This window comes from Granulibacter bethesdensis CGDNIH1, from assembly GCF_000014285.2.
GTDB lineage: Bacteria > Pseudomonadota > Alphaproteobacteria > Acetobacterales > Acetobacteraceae > Granulibacter > Granulibacter bethesdensis.
This window is the reverse complement of record NC_008343.2, coordinates 2,365,516-2,384,462: the sequence shown is the minus strand read 5'-3', so window position 1 is coordinate 2,384,462 and position 18,947 is coordinate 2,365,516. Positions and strand designations below refer to the sequence as shown.

Sequence of the window (18,947 nt, the reverse complement as noted above, 5' to 3'; positions counted from 1 at the left end):
GCACGGTTTTTGATTATACAGATTTCGCATGCGGTGCGTTGTGCATCACGGGGCCTGCCCGTGTGGGACACGCCCCGCAAATTGCAATGGCGTTCCGCCAAAGGGAAGGAGAGCACCGGGATGAAGCTGATTGTGGCTGTTATCAAGCCCTTCAAGCTTGACGATGTGCGGGAAGCACTGACGCCGCTGGGTGTGCAGGGGCTGACCGTGACGGAGGTCAAGGGATTTGGCCGTCAGAAAGGCCAGACTGAAATCTATCGTGGGGCAGAATATCACGTCAGTTTTCTGCCGAAGGTAAAGATTGAGGTTGCTGTTCCGGCCAGCCTTGCCGAGCAGGTGGTCGAAGCCATCATGAAAGCGGCGAATACCGGTAAGATCGGTGACGGCAAGATTTTTGTTCTCGATATCGAACGCGCCGTTCGCATCCGCACCGGGGAACTGGATGCGGACGCGCTGTAAAGCCGTTTCGTCACATCACTGAAGGCCGGGAACGGTCAAAAAGCGCCACGTGGCGGGGATGCAAAGAATGCTGAGCCCGTACATGCGCAGCGTATGTGTTTCATTGGGGGACACCAAAGAATGAAAGCTGATCTTCCTTGCCCGGAAAACTGCCGGGCACAGGCGCGGTTACCAAGCCGCAAGATGGGGAGCCGCAAGCTGGGGCTGGGTGCTGCCGCTGCGGCGCTGCCGCTTTTCGCGGCCATGCCCGCCTGGGCCGATACGCCGAAGATCGACAGCGGTGATACCGCGTGGATGCTGATCAGCAGTGTGATCGTGCTGATGATGACCGTTCCCGGCCTTGGCCTGTTCTATGCCGGCATGGTGCGCAAGAAGAACATTCTGGCGACGATGATGCAGGCCTTTTCCGCGGCCGCTGTACTGTCCATCGTATGGATGGTGGCTGGCTACAGCCTCGCTTTCGGGACGGGCAATGCCTATGTCGGCGACATGTCCCGCTTCCTGCTGAACGGCATTGCCGACCATATCGTCAAGGGCAGTGATGCGCCTATGGCGGGCATGACGATCCCGGAATCTCTTTTCATGTTCTTCCAGATGACCTTCGCGATCATCACGCCGGCGCTGATCGCCGGTGCGTTTGCTGATCGTATGAAGTTCAGCGCCTATCTGGTGTTCATCGTCCTGTGGTCGCTGATCGTCTACAGCCCCGTCGCACACTGGGTCTGGGCGTCGAATGGCTGGCTGGCCGGTATGGGGGCCGCTGACTTCGCCGGCGGCACAGTCGTGCATATCAATGCCGGGGTGGCCGGTCTGGTCTGTGCCCTCGTGCTCGGCAAGCGTTATGGCTATGGCCGGGATGATATGTCACCGCATGACCTGTCCTATGCTCTGATCGGTGCCTCCCTGCTGTGGGTGGGCTGGTTCGGCTTCAATGCCGGTTCTGCCGGCAGTGCCGGTGGTCGTGCGGCGATGGCGGCTGTCGCTACCCAGCTGGGTGCTGCCGGTGCGGCGATTGGCTGGATCGTGGTGGAATGGATGGTCCGTGGCAAACCGACCGTGCTGGGTGCACTTTCCGGTGCCGTGGCTGGTCTGGTCGCTATCACCCCGGCAGCCGGTTTCGTGCTGCCTGGACCGGCTGTGCTGATCGGTCTGATCGCCGGTGCCATCTGCTTCTGGGGTGCGACCAGCCTGAAGCACATGCTCGGCTATGATGACAGTCTTGATGCCTGGGGCGTCCATGGTATCGGCGGTATTACCGGCGCTCTGCTGACCGGTATTTTCGCTTACGGTCCGCTTTCTGCGACCGATGCCTCTCCCGCCGGTGTAGTCGGGGGGATTCCGCAGCTGATCATTCAGGCCAAGGCGGTTGGCATCACTCTGGTCTGGAGCGGCGTGATGACTTTCATCCTGCTCAAGATCATTGATGTCGTCATCGGCCTGCGCGTAACGCAGGAAGAGGAAGTCGAAGGTCTCGATGTCACGCTGCATGGCGAACGTCTGGGCTGACCGTCTTTAAACCTCGTTCATCATGTCGACTTTCCGGGGGAAGCTTCAGCTTCCCCCTTTTTTTGTGGTCAGTAGATTATAATATTCATAGCCTTCTAAAAAATAGTATTCTAATGAACTGCCATGGATATTCCACCCGGAGAATTCTGCCGCCTGATGCATCGTGTCACCACTGCGTGGCGGCGTGAGATCACGCGGAATGTAAGCCATTTCGGACTGACCGAAGCAAGCTGGCGCCCGCTCTTTTATCTGGGCCGGGCCGGGGATGGGGTACGTCAGGTCGAACTCGCACGCATGCTGGATATAGAAAGCCCCTCTCTGGTGCGCTTGCTCGATCTGTTGGAAGGGCAATCCCTGATCGAACGCTATGAAGATCCGGCAGATCGCCGATCCAAACTCCTGCGCATGACGGCGGAGGGAAGGCGCGTCCTGGATCAGGTCCTGATCATCTGTTGCAGGACCGACCAGGCCCTGATGGCGCTGATAGAGCCAGAGCAGTTGACTGCCTGCATAAAGACCCTTTCTGATCTGGAACAGGTTTTGACAGAAGACAGGATGTGGGATGTGGCGGCCGGTCTCCCGCAAGTGACAGAGGGCTGAGACGGTCATGCCGGTAGCATCGCATACAGCCGGTCAGGATGGGTTTGACATGGGAGCCTGGCTGCCGGGGTTTCTGAGATCAGCGGCCTTTTTTTATGCGCTGAGGCTGGCCCTGAGTGGATCGCTTGCCCTGTATTGCGCCTATTTTCTACAGCTTCAGAATCCTTCTTCTGCCCTTGTCACGACGATCATTGTCGCAAGCCCGATGCGGGGGGCCATTCTTTCCAAAAGCCTGTGGCGTTTTCTGGGGACGATCCTTGGCTGTGTAGCGAGTATCATGGCGGTTGCGCTGTTTGTGCAGTCGCCTTTGCTGTATCTGTCGGCTTTTGCTGTCTGGACGGGATGTTGCAGCTATATCTCCAACCTTCTGCGCTATTTTCGTGCTTATAGTGCGGCGCTGGCAGGATATACCATCGCCTTGATAGGCTTCGGCGACGTGCTGGCCCATCCGGATACGATTTTCAGTGTCGCGTTGGACCGGCTGTCCGTGGTGTCACTGGGGATTGTATGCAGTGCATTGGTGACGATGCTGCTTCAGCCGGCTACTTCTGAGAATAAGCTTCAAGCAGATTCCATGCAGTCCCTGCGGGATCTGTCGGAATTACTGACGATGGTCAGGGATGGGGCCTCTGAAGAAAAGATTTTAGATACGCGTCGTCGCCTGCTGTTCCGCATTGCCTCCTACGATCAGGCGGTCGAGTTCGGGGCGGCGGAGAGCAGTGAGGTTGCCCGTCGCGCCAATGCGTTCCGGCAGCTATTCGGTCTCATGACATCCGTGACGGCAAGCAGCATGCGGATCGGGGAGAGGTTGCAGGCATTGTCGGCTGATCCGCAGACCGCAGAGGCTGCAGCCCGTTTGCGCCGGATATTGTCAAATCTGATTCAGCACATACCAGACAATGTTCAGGAGCTGCGACACCTGGTTGCCGCATCCTCCCACATGCATGTGGAGCTGCGGCACTTTGCCAATCATACGCAGTGTCTGAAATCGCTCGGGCTGGTCAATCTTCTTGATGACGCTGCACGGCAGTTGCGGATGATGGCACGGCTTGCCGATCCGCGGGTGCAGAAAATTCGCCGGGTCAGGCTACCGCTGTGGCGTGATCATGTGACTGCTCTGCGCAGTGGATTGCGGGCGTTTCTGGCTGCTGAATTGTTGGGATTATTCTGGATCTATACCGAATGGCCCAGCGGGGGCAGCGCAATCGTGATGACCGCGATTATCGTTGCTCTGGCGGCAACGGGTGATAATCCCTCGGGGATGATGAAAGCGTTCCTGCAAGGTACGTTGATCGCCAGTGTCCTGTCATTCGTGCTGGTCTATGGCATTCTGGTGCATATGGACGGATTTCCACTGCTGCTGATGGCCTATATGCCCATAGTGATATTATGTGGCTATATGCAGGCAAGCGGACGAAATCCCGCGCTCGCAATGTCGATCATGCTGTTTTATGCCGTGCTGAGCCCGATTGCCAATCCCATTCATTATAACCTGACAGGATTTCTGAATTCTGTCTTCAGCAGCATTATTGGTGCTCTGGCGGCCAATATAGCCTTTATGATTTTGGTGCCGCCCAGTTTCGAGATGTCCATTCGGCTGGCTACCCTGTCCCTATGGAGAGGAGTATCGGATGCTGCCCGTAAAAAAATGCCGGCCTCCAACCTGACATGGGAATATCCGCAATACCAGAAACTGATGCGCATTTCCGCCCGGTTACCTCCCGCAGGACCGGAGCGGCGGCGGATAGGCCGGGGATCGGCTGCACTGGTGCTGACAGGGAGGGAGATATTCAAGATCAGGCATGCTATCGAGCATGGCATTGTTCCGGTTTCCGCCCGTCCTGCCGTGCAAAGGCTGCTGGCCGTCCTGCGTCGTCAGCCGCAGCGTGCTGCCGAGTTTGCTGACCATGCATGCAGGGAGGTGGTAGCAGCCGGTGTGCATGATCCGCAGTTGCTCCGGACTGCGGCCTCTCTGGCCGAGCTTCATTTGCTTTTGCTGGAAGGGGGCAGGCAAGTTTCACAGTCATGATTCATGAAGTCAATATCTGGGGTGTTCTGGTGGCCCCCATTAGTGTTTACGGCGTGATGGCACTGGTGCTGTTTGCGATCCTGCGCAGTTTCTGGCGATTGACGGGGCTGTTGCAATTCATCTGGCACCCACCGCTTTTTGAGCTGGCGGTGTATGTGTCGATCCTGTCCCTGCTTGTTCTTTACGCATAGGATTAAGTCCTGATCATGCGATTTCTGAAATACGCCGTTCGCATTATGATCACGCTTGTAATGGTCGGTGTGGCACTATGGCTGGGCGCGATGCTGTGGCATGTCTACATGCTGGCACCCTGGACACGCGATGGGCGTGTTCGCGCTTATGTCGTTTCCGTAGGTCCCGAAGTGCCGGGATATGTGACCAGGGTCGCCGTCAGAGACAATCAGTTTGTGCATAAGGGTGATGTGCTGTTCGAACTCGACCCGATCCGTTTCCGTCTGGCCATCGCGCAAGCTCAGGCTGCGCTGGACAGTGCTCAGGCGCGGTATCGGAACAATCAGGCGGATGTAAAAAGGCGGCAGGGCCTGACAGGGATTGTTTCCCCTGAAGAACAGGAACAGTTCCGTACCACGGCCGCCGTATCAGCAGCAGCAGTGGAAAAAGCAAAAGCCGATCTGGATGTTGCAAAGCTCAATCTTGAGCGGTCGGTTCTGTATGCGCCGGTCAATGGCTATGTGACGAATCTTCAGCTGCGGGTTGGGGATTATGCAACGGCGGGCCATGCTTTGCTCGCAATGATTGATGCCGACAGCTTCTATATTTATGGCTATTTTGAAGAAACAAAGCTCCATCATATCAAGGCTGGTGATCCTGCGCGTATCAAGCTGATGGGATATTCAGAGCTTCTTTCCGGTCACGTCGACAGTATTGGTCGTGGCATCAACGACAAGAATCAGTCCCTGGATAATCTTGGTTTGCCGGATGTGGACCCCGTGTTCACCTGGGTCCGTCTGGCGCAACGTATTCCGGTCAGGATTCACATTGATAAGGTTCCGAAATCAATTACGCTGGCAGCTGGTATGACCTGCTCTGTGGCACTCGGCAATGAGGCTGATCAGGACTACAGTGCTGCCGGACGTGCCGTTCAGTGGTTGGAAGATCGTCTGTGAGATCAGTCGTTTTTCCCCTGAGCCTTGCAGTATTTTTTTCTGCTTGCACAGTCGGTCCTGATTTCAGAAAACCAAAAACCGATATCCCGCCTGACTGGACGGAAAAGCACGAGCACGCGACATCGCGGGATCGTATCAGCCTGGCAGAATGGTGGCGCTCATTTGATGATCCGGTGCTGGATCGGCTGGTTGATGATGCTATTGGCAACAATCTGAGTCTGGCCATTGCCCAGCAACGCATCATCATGGCCCGTGCGGAGCGGGAAAATGCGGTGGCTGGTTGGTATCCCCAGATCAATCTCAGTGCTACCAAGCAAAGTCGTGGATATTCAGGTACGATGCAATGGCCTGGCCTGCCGCAGATTGCGTACCGTTACTGGGATACGACTTTCGATTCCAGTTGGGAGCTGGATATTTTCGGAGGTACAAGACGGATGGTGGAGGCTGCCAATGCCAGTGCCGATGCGCTGGTGGAGGGCAGACGTGCCATATTGGTCAGCCTGATTTCCGAGCTGGCAAGCCAGTATGCAGTGTTGCGGGCCAGTCAGCTCCGGCTGGAGATCGTGCGGAAAAACGAAGTTACCGCACAGCATATTGTTGATCTGGTATCCAAAGAGGTCGGTCAGGGGATACGCTCAACCCTCGATCTGTCACAGGCCCGGGCGGAGCTGGAGACGATCAAGGCAACCGAGCCACCTTTGCATGCGATGATTGCCATGGCTGCGCATGCGATCGGTGTGCTGATTGGCAAGCCTCCCGGCGGCACGCTGGAGGCCGAGCTGTTGCAACCTACCCCTGTTCTGCCGGTGCCGCCTGCCTTGCCGGTTCTGCTGCCGGCGCAGGTAATCGCTGATCGCCCTGATCTCAGGCGGGTGGAGCGGGACTACGCAATGGCCCTTGCCCAGGTGGGTGTTGCAAAGGCACAGCTTTATCCGCGTTTCATGATCCCGATTGTGGTGCAGCCGATGAGCTCGACACTGCACCAGTTGTTCAGTGCGGCGAGTATGACCTGGATGATGGGTGTCGGCATTGCACAGCCTTTGTTTGACGGCGGCCGTCGTCATGCCCGCCTGACGGCAGCCCAGGCCGAAGCTGAAGCGGCGCGGATCACGTATGAGGAGTCGGTGCTGATCGCGCTGCGTGAGGTCGAGGATGCGCTGGTCAATTTCTCCACAGCACAGGAGCGGGATAAAAATCTGCTGGAGGCGCAGGCCCAGAGCCAGAAGGCACTTGCTCAGTCCCGGACTCTCTATGAACACGGTTTGACCGGCTATATGAGGGTACTGGATGCGCAGCGTTCTGCACTGGCCGCAGAAGATGCTGTTGCCATCAGCAAACTCGACCGTATCCGTAATACGATCCAGCTTTACAAGGCGCTGGGTGGTGGTTGGCAGAACGTGACCTTCAACGATCCGAAGATTGAAACCCGTTTACTCCAAAGAACCGGATTGCCGCTGGGAATGGACAATCCGGTCAAGGAAGAAAAAGCCCGGAACTAAGACTCAAAAAGAGTATGAGGCTGCTCCGTCAGTCTCCGGTACCGGTCATGGCCGGGAAATCCGTGTATCCTTCTGCGCCGCCACCGTAGAAAACGTCCTGAGAGGCTGTGGCGAGCGGTGTATTGCGATGGAGCCGTTCCACCAGATCAGGATTGGCGATAAAGGGGCGCCCGAATGCCACCATGTCGGCCCGCCCGGATGCAACTGCATCCAGTGCCAGATCGCGATCATAACTGTTGTTGGCGATATAGGCCCCCCCGAACGCACGATGCAGAGACTGATAGTCGAAAGCATCTTTGGCATTTGTCTCACGCGTATTGCCTTCGATGCAGTGCAGGTAGGCCAGACCCAACGTGCCGAGCCGCTCTGCCAGAAATCCGTATGTTTCCGCCGGCGTGCTGTCGAGCGGAGTATCTCCTGCGGAATGTGTCATGGGAGACAGACGGATGCCGACGCGGTCTGCACCCCATATTTCGGCAACGGCCTGTGTGACTTCGAAAGACAGGCGGGTTCTGTTTTCGATCGAGCCACCATAGGCGTCGTCGCGATGATTGGTGCTGTCGCGGATGAATTGTTCCAGCAGATAGCAATTGGCGGAATGCACTTCCACGCCATCAAAGCCGGCGTCTTTGGCACGGCGTGCAGCATTGCGATAATCATCGATGATGCCGGGAATTTCATCGATATGCAGCGCACGGGGCATGGAGGGACGGGCTGGACCAGATTCGGTGAATGTCGTCTGCCCGGCCTGAATGGCGGAAGGCGCGACAGGGGGTTGTCCGTTTTCCTGCAGGCTGGTGTGGGAAATTCGTCCGACATGCCATAGCTGCAAAACGATACGCCCCCCTGCTTCATGCACGGCATCGACAACCGGACGCCAGGCGGCGACATGGGCATCGGTATATATCCCGGGCGTGAAGGCATAACCGCGTCCCTGCCGCGAAATATTGGTGGCTTCGCTGATGATCAAACCGGCGGAGGCGCGTTGGCGATAGTAAGCGATTGCGAGTGGCGTATGCACCCCGTCCATGCCTGCACGGGCGCGTGTCAGGGGAGCCATGGCAACGCGGTTTGCAACCGGTATGGCACCAATCTGGCCAGCAGAGAAAAGGGTTGTGGACGACATAGATAAAAATCCTTCCGGATCATGAAAAAAATGCCTGCGCCCCTGCTGGGGACCTGATGGGGCAATCATGTTGGTAGTTGGGATGCTGTCTGCCGCTCGCAACCCCGCGAAAGTCCGGAGCGAACGTTTCTGATGATGGACCGGTTCGATAACATGTGCGAAGCGGCTGCTTTCCACTCACACATGTCATCACGGTATGGATAGATGCGGTATGGGCCTTTGCTGATCAGGGACTTATCGGGTAAGGTTGAAACATTTGCTGAACAGTGGAGACCAGATGGCCGTCGTGACCTCGCCACGTCAGAGGCAGGCAAAACGTTTCCTGTCCCCCGCCCTGAAAGCACTTGCCCATCGCCGTATGGCGGAGATGGGGGGATTGGTGCTGGGCCTTGTTGCTTTGGCACTGCTGATCGCGCTGGTAACCTATAACCCGCACGATCCTTCCTTCGATACCGCAACCGGGCAGGAGCCAACCAATCTGGCAGGCCGTGCCGGGGCCATGCTGGCGGATGTGTTGTTGCAGGGATTTGGGGTGGCGGCGATCCTGCCGGTGCTGGCGATGCTGATCTGGGCATGGCGGATTTCGTCCCATCGCGGACTGGGCAGTGTGATCTTGCGGTTCGGCAGTCTGCTTGTCGCCATGCCGGTTGTGTCTGCCGTGGTGGCGGCTGTGGGACAACTGGTTCCTGCCTTGCATCGGAACTGGCCAAGTTCCGCCGGCCCGGGCGGATTGAGCGGCGATCTGCTGGCCGGTGCTTCGCTCCAGGCCGGACATGCAGTGCTGGGACCGCTGGGGGATGGATTGATCTGGGTGGCAGGGCTTGGCCTGGCCATCCTGCTGGTCTTTCTGGCGTTTGGCCTTTCTGCGGGGGAGTGGCGGGCTGCAGGGCGTGGAGCGGCGTCCCTGTCATCGGTTTATGGTGACCATATCGGTCCCGCCATGTCTCGTTCACGCGGTCTGTTCGGTCGGGGTGGCGGATTGCTGGGGCGGCTGAAACAGCGTGCGGTCCGGCTGGTGGATGATGAGGACGATGCGGAGGGGCATCTCCGCTATGATATGACGGTGATGGAACAGGGGGTGCGGGAGGAAAACCGTTCCTCCCGCACTGCCCGTGCCCGCCAGAAGGCGCAGGAACGCACGCCATCCGGGAGTGGGCCTGTCGATGGTGCCATGCGGGATGATGGGGACGATCCCTATTTCCCCGATGAAGACTTTGACGAGCGGCAGATTCAGGCAGCACCGCCCTCCGAAGCGGTCGGGGTGCCTGCACCGCCGCGGATCAGACCTGATCCGCGCATCACGGTGGCTGTGCCTGCGCGGGCATCGTCCCTGTCAGCGCAGAGTGCTGCCTCTTATGGTCGTTCAGCACGGCAGGTTGTGGAAGAAGAGCCGGGCTGGCAGTTGCCGCCGCTCGACCTGCTGACGCAGCCTCCCCCCCGTGGCGGTAGCCGGCCGAGTGACGAGGTGTTGCAGGAAAATGCCCGGTTGCTGGAAACGGTGCTGGGCGAATACGGGGTGCAGGGAGCGATCCGCGATATCCGCCCCGGTCCGGTGGTGACGTTGTATGAGCTGGAACCGGCCCCCGGCATCCGCAGTGCTCGCGTGATCGGCCTGGCGGAGGATGTCGCCCGCAGCCTGTCGGTGCTCGCGGTGCGTATCGCCACGGTGCCGGGGCGAAACGTCATCGGGATCGAGGTGCCTAACGATAAACGGGAGACGGTGTACCTCGCCGAATTGCTCGGCGCGGATGAGGCGATGCGCCATCCGGGCCGTCTGGCACTGGCGCTCGGCAAGGATATTGGCGGTGCGCCAGTGGTGGCCGATCTGGCCCGCATGCCGCATCTGCTGATTGCCGGCACGACGGGGTCCGGCAAGTCGGTCGGCGTCAATGCGATGATCCTGTCGCTGCTGTATCGCCTGTCCCCGGATCAATGCCGCCTGATCCTGATCGATCCGAAAATGCTGGAACTGTCGGTGTATGATGGCATCCCGCATCTGATGTCGCCCGTGGTGACCGAACCGGCCAAGGCGGTGACGGCGCTGAAATGGGTCGTGCGGGAAATGGAGCGCCGCTATCGCTCGATGAGCCAGCTCAGCGTGCGTAACGTCACCGGCTATAATGAACGTGTGGCTGAAGCCCGTGCGCGGGGGGAGGTCGTGACCCGCCGGGTACAGACCGGCTTCGACCCCGAAACAGGCCGCCCGACTTTCGAGGAGCAGCAGCTGGCGCTGGAGCCGCTGCCATTCATCGTCGTGGTGATCGATGAAATGGCCGATCTGATGATGGTCGCGGGCAAGGAGATCGAGGCCGCAGTGCAGCGTCTGGCGCAGATGGCCCGCGCTGCCGGTATTCATGTCATCATGGCGACACAGCGCCCGTCCGTGGATGTTATCACGGGCACCATCAAGGCCAATTTCCCGACCCGTATTTCCTTCCAGGTGATCAGCAAGTTCGACAGCCGCACCATTCTGGGAGAGCAGGGCGCGGAGCAGCTTCTGGGTCAGGGCGACATGCTCTACATGGCAGGTGGGGGACGCATTCTGCGCACGCATGGCCCGTTTGTTTCGGATGGTGAGGTAGAGAAGGTGGTCGATTTCCTGCGTGCGCAGGGCGAGCCTCATTATGTCGAGGAAGTCACCGAGGGTAGTGACGAGGATGGCGGCTCCATGATTCCCGGCATGGGCGGGGCGGGCGACGGGGAGAAAGGTCTGTTCGATCAGGCCGTTGCGCTGGTGGCGCGGGAAGGCAAGGCCAGCACCAGCTTCATCCAGCGTCATCTGTCCATCGGCTATAACCGTGCAGCGAAGCTGATCGAGCAGATGGAGAAAGAAGGCATCGTCGGCCCCGCCAATCATGTCGGCAAACGTGAGGTGCTGGTCCGCCGTACCCCGCGTGAGGATGACTGAAGACAGCGCCCGCAATGGGGCCCGCAATGGGGCCCGCAATGATGCGGGTAGCGGGGACCGGGTGGTGACGACGTCCAGCCGCGTGACGGCGATGATCGTTGCCTGTGCGCTGTTCATGCAGAATGTCGATGGCACCGTGATTGCTACCGCTCTGCCCGCCATGGCGCGGCAATTTGGTGTACCGGTGGTTCATATGAGCATGGCCCTGACGGCCTATCTGTTGAGCCTTGCGGTTTTTATCCCTGCTTCCGGTTGGGTGGCGGACCGGTTCGGGGCCCGCAATGTGTTTCGCGCGGCAATCGGAATTTTTACGCTTGGCTCAGTGCTGTGCGGGTATTCCACCACGCTCGGTATGCTGGTTGCTTCCCGTGTCCTGCAGGGGCTGGGGGGTGCGATGATGGTGCCGGTCGGGCGGTTGGTGTTGCTGCGTACCGTTCCCAAGCAACAATTGGTCAATGCCATGGCATGGGTGACGATCCCGGCTTTGGTCGGACCGGTGGTGGGGCCGCCGCTCGGCGGGCTGATCGTGCAATATGCCTCCTGGCCATGGGTGTTCGATATCAACATTCCGGTTGGCCTGCTCGGTATCCTCATGGTGACGCTGCATGTGCCGGATGTACGCGCCCCTGATCCCGGCCCGTTCGATGCGCGCGGTCTGATACTGTCCGGTGGTGCAGTGGCATTGCTGATGGCGAGTATGGAAACGGTGGGGCGGGGTGTGGTGCCGCCATGGGTGACGTTGTTGCTGGCCATGGCGGGCCTGCTTTGTGCCGTCGTTTATCTTTGCCATGCGCGCGGCAGACAGAGGCCGGTGTTGGATCCGGGCTTGCTGCGTCTGCCGACATTCCGGGTTTCAGTGATCTCCGGCACTTTATTCAGGATTTCAGCGGGTGCTTTTCCATTCCTGCTTCCGCTGATGCTTCAGGTGGGTTTCGAGATGACACCCCTGAAAAGCGGGGCCATTACGCTGGCCAGTGCCGTGGGGGCTCTGGCGATGAAAGCGGTGGCGGCGCGGGCGCTGCGGCAGTGGGGTTTTCGCGATACACTGTTCTGGAACGGGATTGGCTCGGCGGTGCTGGTGGCGTTGGTGGCGGCGTTGCGACCTTCCTGGCCGCTGGTGCTGGTCTATGGCTTGCTGGTTCCGGCAGGGTTTCTGCGGTCATTGCAATTCACCGCCTATAATGCACTTGCCTATGCCGAGGTCGGGCCGGGCCGGATGAGTGCCGCGACCAGCCTGTATTCAACGATCCAGCAGCTTTCCCTGACAATCGGCGTATCAGCCGGGGCGGGAGCACTGGAAATGGCTATGGCCATTCATGGCCGTACTCAACCGGGTCTTGCGGATTTTTCGGTCGCTTTTCTGCTGATCGGCGCGATTGCCTTGTTGGCTGCCCCGACAGCTTTGGGTATGGCGCGTACGGCAGGCGCGGAAATGTCCGGGGCTGGCAAGCGTTAAGGCAGGTATTCTTGTCGGCTGGCAGCAGCAATGACAAGGCGATATATTTGACACGGTCATAACGATGGGAAGCGTATGATGCTCATATCACGCCGTTGCCTGGGGACTGGTCTGCTCATGAGTGCCGCCCTCTGGCCGATGATCCTGAAATCATCGCGGGCGTCGGCAGAGAATGCACCCGTGACGGTTTTCGCAGCGGCAAGTCTGACCGACGCGCTGAAAGAGGCCGATGTGGTCCTCCGACGGGAGGCAGAGACCGGTCTGACCCTGTCTTTTGCATCCTCCTCCACTCTTGCAAGGCAGATCGAGAAAGGTGCGCCTGCCAATATTTTCATCTCCGCCGATGAGAAATGGATGGATGCGCTGGCGGCTAAAAACCTGCTTGCCCGCAATACGCGGGTTGATCTTCTGGCCAATACGCTGGTGCTGGTGGTTCCGGGCGCGAAGGCACAGGCGGTTGATCTCACCCGGAAAGAGGCCCTGAAGGCCCTGCTTGGAGATGGGCGGCTGGCGGTGGGGGATCCATCCCATGTGCCGGCCGGCATTTATGCCCGTCAGGCTCTGACCAGTCTGGGATTGTGGGATAGTGTGGCGGATCAACTGGCGGTGGCGGAGGATGTGCGGGGGGCGTTGCAACTGGTGGCGCGGGGTGAGGCTGCGGCCGGGATCGTCTATGCGACCGATGTGTCAGCGGCTCAGGGCGTAACGGTTGCGGCGACATTTCCGGCGAAAACCCATGATCCGATCATCTATCCAATGGCTGTTCTTGCCAACGGCAACACACCGGCCGTGCAAGCCGTATGGAACTGGTTGCGCGGAGAGCAGGCGCTGGCGATTTTTGCCCGTTATGGCTTTCGGGGGCTTTGAGACCGGTATCGCTGTTACGCAGATGCGGTGGGCATGATCTGGCCGTTCCCGCTCTCCGGTGATGAATGGGTGGCGCTGCGGCTGACCTTGTCGGTGGCGGCGCGGGCATTATGCATGGGGTTGCCGGTTGCGCTGCTGCTGGCGACGGCATTGGCGCGCTGGCGGTTTCCCGGCCGTACGATGCTGGATCTGCTGGTGCATGTGCCGCTGGTTTTGCCTCCGGTGGTCACCGGCTGGTTGCTGCTGGTGGTATTCGGCGTGCAGGGACCGGTCGGGAGCCTTTTGCATCACTGGTTCGGCATCCGGCTTGCTTTTACTCCGGCGGGTGCCAGCCTGGCCTGCGCGGTTATGACATTGCCCATTCTGGTCCGGGCTATCCGTCAGTCACTGGAAGCGGTTGATCCGGGTCTGGAACAGGCCGCCCGTTCCTTGGGGGCCGGAGCATGGGACCGGTTCGTGACGGTGATTTTGCCGCTGGCAGCCCCCGGATTATTGAGCGGGGCCATCACCGCCTATGCGGCCTGCCTTGGGGAGTTCGGAGCGGTGATCACCTTTGCGGCGAATATTCCCGGCCAGACCCAGACTTTACCGCTGGCGATCTACAGCGCCTTGCAGTCGCCAGAGGGGGACGCGACTGCGGCGCGCCTCTCGCTGTTGTCGCTGCTGCTGGCGCTGGGCGGACTGGGGCTGGCGGAATATGTAAACCGCCGGATGCGGCGGTGGTCGGGAAGCTGATGTCATCGGCCGCGCTGGAGGTCCGGCTGAATCACCGGTTTCCCGGAACAGAAATCGACGTCTGTTTTGCAGGCAGAGGATGCACTGTCCTGTTCGGGCCTTCCGGGGCGGGAAAGTCGACCATTGCCATGGCGGTGGCCGGTCTGATGCGGCCCGACCATCTGCATCTGCGTGTCGGTGGCCTTGATCTGCATGACTTGCCGCCGGAACGACGCCGGATCGGAGTCGTTTTTCAGGATGCTCGCCTGTTCCCGCATCTCTCGGTGCTGGGCAATCTCGAATACGGCGCGCGGCGTGCCCCGCCCGGAGATTTTCCCCTGTCGGGAGATTTTCCCCTGTCGCGGGAAGAAATCATGACCATGCTCGGGATCGGTGCTCTGCTGAAGCGTCGTCCCGCGACCTTGTCGGGCGGCGAGCGTCAGCGTGTGGCGATTGGTCGGGCGTTGTTGTCCCGTCCCCATATGCTGGTGATGGATGAGCCGCTGGCGAGTCTGGATCAGGCGCGCAAGCAGGACATTCTGCCGGTCCTGCGCCGTTTGAAAGCAGCAGGATTGCCGATGCTGTACGTGACGCATGCTCTGCAGGAGATGGCGTATCTGGCGGATGATGTGGTGCTGCTGGAAACGGGCCGGGTACGGGCGAGCGGATCGCTGGGCCATATTTCATCCGATCCGGCATTGTCCGGCGGTTTCGGCCATGAGGCCGGTGCGGTTCTGGAAGCGGTGGTATCCGGCCATATGCCCGATCGTGGCTTGACCATCCTGTCCTGTGCCGGGACCGAAGTGTTGGTGCCGTTACAGGCCCTGAAGCCGGGAACGGGCTTGCGGGTAAGGATACCGGCCGCCGATGTGATCGTGGCGACGGAGTCACCCGGTCATATCAGCCTGCACAATATTCTGCCCGTTGTGATGACCGACTGGCAGCCGGCCCATCTCCAGGGCAAGGCCGGAACGACACAGGAAGCATTGGTGAGGCTGGCTTTGCCCGGTGGCCATTTGCTGGCCCGGGTGACTCGGGATGCGATTCAACGGCTTGGTCTTGAACCCGGTCGACATGTACTGGCCCTGATCAAATCGGTGGCGGTGGATGTGTTGGGACCCTGATGGAGGCGGCCACGAAAAAGGCTCCCTGCCGGTTGGGGCAGAGAGCCGTTGTTTCGCCTGAATGTGGAAAGATCGCTATAGAATGGCTTTTCCGGCGGCCAATGCCATGACCAGCAGCACCACGAACACGATCAGGAAGATAACGAACAGGATTTTGGCAATCCCGGCGGAGGCCGCCGAGATCCCGGTAAATCCGAACAGGCCCGCAATCAGCGAAACCACAAGGAAAAACAGCGCCAGCTTGAGCATCGTCACCCCCTATTTATAAACCCATACATCATACGAAACGTTCAGAATCCGGACATGGTTGCGCTATAATCGTGTCGGCAAACTGAATACGTTTCTGGATTGTGACCTGGAGCGGCCCGCCAGAGGGGGCGCCGATGAAATGGGGAACGAGGCCATGCACGAACATATCCAAGATCGACTGTCTCATAACCGTTCCGCCGGTGCTGCGGCGCTGGTGGCCGCCATGCTGCTGCTGGGATCGGTTCAGCGCGCGCATGCGGATAGCAGCACGCCTGACGGCGCCCGTCCGGGGAACGTGATCGGCACCGGCAGTTCCCTGCCGCGCTCCGACAAGGCCAGCAATATTGATCCGGCCAATACCCGTTCGACCATTGCGCCCAGCCTGCCGGTGCCGGAGGATGCGAACGGGCCTGTTGCTCTCCTGCGGGTGGCGCTGAAGGCGCTGCAACAGAAGCAGAGTGGACTGGCACAGGAATCGATGGAGCGCGCCCAAACCCGTCTGCTCGATCGTTCCGTGCTGGCGACTGATACGCATCCGGTGGATCAATCGCCGGTGATCCAGACGATCAACTCAGCCCTGACGGCACTGGCCCAAAAGGATTTTGCCGGAGCAAGGGTCCAGGTCGACGCCGCATTACAGGTGCTTTCCACCCGGCATCCGTGATGGGCGGCAGTGACCTGAATGCGCCGGCGGGATGAAAAAAACGTCGGGAAGGGGAGCTATGCGGCTTTTTGTCTCGCAACCGGCGGGACAAGCCTTTATCTGTGCGCCGCAACGCAACAGGTCTGGTGGGTGGCCAGTTCTTTTCTTCTGCTGAAACGCGGAAGGGGATGGCCCTCTGCCTTGCCGCCGCGCGGCTCCATCGGCTGCGCTCAGCCTCGGATTATGCATGGACATCCGTAATATCGCCATTATCGCGCACGTCGACCATGGCAAGACCACCCTCGTCGATCAGCTGTTGAAGCAGTCCGGCGCCTTCCGTGAGAACCAGCAGGTCGCTGAACGCGCCATGGACAGCAATGATCTGGAGCGGGAGCGGGGGATCACCATCCTCGCGAAATGCACCAGCGTGATGTGGAACGATGTCCGCATCAACATCGTCGACACCCCGGGCCACGCCGATTTCGGCGGTGAGGTCGAGCGTATCCTGAACATGGTGGATGGCGCGCTGGTGCTGGTCGATGCCGCGGAAAGCGTGCTGCCCCAGACCAAGTTCGTGGTCGGCAAGGCGCTGGCCCGCGGCCTGCGTCCCATCGTCGTGGTGAACAAGGTTGATCGTGGCGACGCCCGCCCGGATGAAGTGCTGAACGAGGTGTTCGATCTGTTCGCCTCTCTCGACGCGGATGAAAAGCAGCTCGATTTCCCGGTTCTGTATGCGTCGGGCCGTCAGGGCTGGGCTGACGAGTCTCTGGAAGGCGCGCGGGAAAACCTGAACCCGATGTTCGACCTGATCCTGCGTCATGTGGCTGCGCCGCAGCTGGACAAGGAAGCGCCCTTCGCCATGGTCGCGTCGATTCTGGAATACGACAACTTCCTGGGCCGTATCCTGACCGGTCGTGTCGAGCAGGGCCGCGCGAAGCTGAACATGCCGGTCAAGGCGCTCCGCGCTGATGGCTCGGTGGTGGAAACCGGTCGCCTGACGAAGCTGATGAGCTTCCGCGGTCTGGATCGTGTGCCGGTGGAAGAAGCCGAGGCAGGCGACATCATCGCCATTGCCGGTCTGTCCGATACGACGGTGCCGGAAACCATCGGTGCGCCGGAACTGGAAGCGCCGCTGGTGGCGATCCCGGTTGATCCGCCGACACTGGCGATGACCTTCCGCGTCAATGATGGTCCTCTGGCGGGCCGCGAAGGCAAGAAGGTGACCTCCCGCCAGATTCGTGACCGTCTGATGCGTGAGGCCGAAGGTAATATCGCGATTCGCATTTCTGAAAGCTCGGAAAGCGATGCGTTCGAGGTCGCGGGCCGTGGTGAACTTCAGCTCGGTGTGTTGATCGAGACCATGCGCCGCGAAGGCTTCGAACTCGCGATCGGCCGTCCCCGCGTGTTGTTCCGGGAGACCGAGAATGGTCGCGAGGAGCCGATGGAAGAAGTGCTGGTCGATGTGGACGAGCCTTATTCCGGCGTCGTGGTCGAGAAGATGTCCCGTCGCAAGGGCGAACTGCGCGAGATGCGTCCCTCCGGTGGTGGAAAGGTTCGTCTGACCTTCCTGATCCCCAGCCGTGGCCTGATCGGTTATCATGGTGAATTCCTGACCGATACGCGTGGCACCGGAATCATGAACCGGCTGTTCTCCGGCTATGGCCCTTACAAGGGTACGCTGGAAGGCCGCCGCAATGGCTCGCTGATTTCCAATTCCGATGGCGAGGCCGTGCAGTATGCGCTGTTCGCGCTACAGGATCGTGGCGTGCTGTTCGTCGATCCCGGCGAGAAAGTCTATGTCGGCATGATCATAGGCGAGCATTCCCGTGAGAACGATCTGGATGTGAATCCGATCAAGGAAAAGAAGCTGACCAACATCCGTGCTGCCGGCAAGGACGAGGCTCTGCTGCTGGTTCCGCCGCGCAAGATGAGCCTGGAACAGGCCATTGCCTATATTGAGGATGATGAACTGGTCGAGGTGACGCCGAGTGCCGTGCGTCTGCGCAAGCGCCATCTTGATCCGAATGAGCGCAAAAAAGCCCAGCGCTCGGGTGATGCGGCCTGATCAGGTCACGCCACCTGTCCAATTTGTCATCATTTGGCCAAGAACACCCGCCCTAACCAGGGCGGGTGTTTTGTTGTGACCGTACTACGAAAATGTAACAGAAATTTGTTTTTCTGCTGGTTTTGCAGGCATTTCTAACCATAATTTCATCTTCCTGTTAAGCTTCCTCCCATAGCCGGAACAAAACTTGTGTGCTTAACCTACAGGCTGTGCGGTGCGGACGGTCAGTCTCGGTGAGGGACGCGTCGGCTTCATATGCTCCCACCGGGTGTACCGCATGTTTCGTTCTTTCCAGTTTTCTATGGAGACAGACATGACCATTCAGCGCCATGTGATCCTGACCGCCACTCTGCTGGCTGGTTTCGCTTTTGCCGCCCCTGCTTTCGCTCAGTCCGCCGAAACCGCTGCTCCGGCCGCCGCGGCACCTGCGGCTACTGCTCCTGCCACCACCACCGACGCCGCTCCGGCGAAGGGCCATGGCAAGAAGCACCACGCCAAGCACGCTGGTCATCACAGCAAGGCCGCGAAGTCTTCTGACGCCGCTGCTCCGGCTGCTGCGCAGTAATTCGCGCTTC

Annotated in this window: 17 protein-coding genes; 15 read left to right on the top strand and 2 right to left on the bottom strand. The window is 59.6% G+C overall.

The genetic code is table 11. The features are described 5' to 3' along the window. The first annotated feature begins 120 nt into the window (after positions 1-120). From GBCGDNIH1_RS23195 to GBCGDNIH1_RS23165, 7 genes are all read left to right on the top strand, one after another. Complete coding sequence (locus GBCGDNIH1_RS23195; protein ID WP_025287441.1) at positions 121-459, top strand: P-II family nitrogen regulator; 339 nt, start codon at positions 121-123, stop codon at positions 457-459. Positions 460-642: 183 nt separating this feature from the next. Further along, positions 643-1,965, top strand: coding sequence for an ammonium transporter (locus GBCGDNIH1_RS23190; protein ID WP_043453141.1), 1,323 nt, complete (start codon positions 643-645; stop codon positions 1,963-1,965). Between the two features lie 123 nt (positions 1,966-2,088). Continuing rightward, positions 2,089-2,565 (top strand): MarR family winged helix-turn-helix transcriptional regulator, encoded by a 477-nt coding sequence (locus GBCGDNIH1_RS23185; protein ID WP_011632834.1) that lies wholly within the window; start codon positions 2,089-2,091, stop codon positions 2,563-2,565. A 7-nt stretch (positions 2,566-2,572) separates the two neighbouring features. Continuing rightward, on the top strand, positions 2,573-4,594 hold the full coding sequence (locus GBCGDNIH1_RS23180) for an FUSC family protein (RefSeq protein WP_011632833.1): 2,022 nt from the start codon (positions 2,573-2,575) through the stop codon (positions 4,592-4,594). After that, positions 4,591-4,785, top strand: a complete 195-nt coding sequence (locus GBCGDNIH1_RS23175; protein ID WP_011632832.1) for a DUF1656 domain-containing protein — start codon at positions 4,591-4,593, stop codon at positions 4,783-4,785. The genes GBCGDNIH1_RS23180 and GBCGDNIH1_RS23175 overlap by 4 nt, the downstream gene beginning before the upstream one ends. A gap of 15 nt (positions 4,786-4,800) precedes the next feature. Further along, on the top strand, positions 4,801-5,721 hold the full coding sequence (locus GBCGDNIH1_RS23170) for an efflux RND transporter periplasmic adaptor subunit (RefSeq protein ID WP_011632831.1): 921 nt from the start codon (positions 4,801-4,803) through the stop codon (positions 5,719-5,721). Beyond that, positions 5,718-7,220 (top strand): efflux transporter outer membrane subunit, encoded by a 1,503-nt coding sequence (locus GBCGDNIH1_RS23165; RefSeq protein WP_025318465.1) that lies wholly within the window; start codon positions 5,718-5,720, stop codon positions 7,218-7,220. Before GBCGDNIH1_RS23170 ends, GBCGDNIH1_RS23165 begins: the two co-directional genes overlap by 4 nt. A 28-nt stretch (positions 7,221-7,248) precedes the next feature. Here the strand turns inward: GBCGDNIH1_RS23165 and GBCGDNIH1_RS23160 are convergent, their stop codons facing one another. Further along, on the bottom strand, positions 7,249-8,346 hold the full coding sequence (locus GBCGDNIH1_RS23160) for an alkene reductase (protein WP_043454509.1): 1,098 nt from the start codon (positions 8,344-8,346) through the stop codon (positions 7,249-7,251). 247 nt (positions 8,347-8,593) lie between these two features. On the opposite strand from GBCGDNIH1_RS23160, the gene GBCGDNIH1_RS23155 reads away from it, so the two are divergent. The 5 genes from GBCGDNIH1_RS23155 (at position 8,594) to modC (ending at position 15,415) form a co-directional block, all read left to right on the top strand. Then, positions 8,594-11,254: a DNA translocase FtsK gene (locus GBCGDNIH1_RS23155; protein WP_011632828.1), complete on the top strand. Its 2,661-nt coding sequence runs from the start codon at positions 8,594-8,596 to the stop codon at positions 11,252-11,254. Beyond that, positions 11,247-12,710 carry an MFS transporter gene (locus GBCGDNIH1_RS23150; RefSeq protein ID WP_011632827.1) on the top strand — a complete coding sequence of 488 codons (1,464 nt, stop codon included), beginning with the start codon at positions 11,247-11,249 and terminating at the stop codon, positions 12,708-12,710. The genes GBCGDNIH1_RS23155 and GBCGDNIH1_RS23150 overlap by 8 nt, the downstream gene beginning before the upstream one ends. A 117-nt stretch (positions 12,711-12,827) precedes the next feature. Then, a complete protein-coding gene (modA, locus tag GBCGDNIH1_RS23145; RefSeq protein ID WP_043453127.1) occupies positions 12,828-13,577 on the top strand; it encodes a molybdate ABC transporter substrate-binding protein in 750 nt (249 codons plus the stop codon). Between the two features lie 33 nt (positions 13,578-13,610). Then, positions 13,611-14,312 carry a molybdate ABC transporter permease subunit gene (gene modB, locus GBCGDNIH1_RS23140; protein ID WP_043453126.1) on the top strand — a complete coding sequence of 234 codons (702 nt, stop codon included), beginning with the start codon at positions 13,611-13,613 and terminating at the stop codon, positions 14,310-14,312. Further along, positions 14,297-15,415 (top strand): molybdenum ABC transporter ATP-binding protein, encoded by a 1,119-nt coding sequence (gene modC / locus GBCGDNIH1_RS23135; RefSeq protein WP_232449653.1) that lies wholly within the window; start codon positions 14,297-14,299, stop codon positions 15,413-15,415. Before modB ends, modC begins: the two co-directional genes overlap by 16 nt. Positions 15,416-15,490: 75 nt before the next feature. On the opposite strand, the gene GBCGDNIH1_RS23130 is transcribed toward modC, so the two are convergent. After that, complete coding sequence (locus GBCGDNIH1_RS23130) at positions 15,491-15,664, bottom strand: DUF1328 domain-containing protein (protein ID WP_025287430.1); 174 nt, start codon at positions 15,662-15,664, stop codon at positions 15,491-15,493. Between the two features lie 154 nt (positions 15,665-15,818). Here GBCGDNIH1_RS23130 and GBCGDNIH1_RS23125 point away from each other — a divergent pair, with 154 nt between their 5' ends. From GBCGDNIH1_RS23125 to GBCGDNIH1_RS23110, 3 genes are all read left to right on the top strand, one after another. Next, entirely contained in the window at positions 15,819-16,328 is a 510-nt protein-coding gene (locus GBCGDNIH1_RS23125; protein ID WP_125911046.1) for a hypothetical protein, read from the top strand. Positions 16,329-16,554: 226 nt separating this feature from the next. Beyond that, positions 16,555-18,372, top strand: a complete 1,818-nt coding sequence (gene typA, locus GBCGDNIH1_RS23115) for a translational GTPase TypA (RefSeq protein ID WP_011632820.1) — start codon at positions 16,555-16,557, stop codon at positions 18,370-18,372. Between the two features lie 313 nt (positions 18,373-18,685). Beyond that, entirely contained in the window at positions 18,686-18,937 is a 252-nt protein-coding gene (locus tag GBCGDNIH1_RS23110) for a hypothetical protein (RefSeq protein ID WP_043453123.1), read from the top strand. The last annotated feature ends 10 nt before the right edge of the window (positions 18,938-18,947 follow it).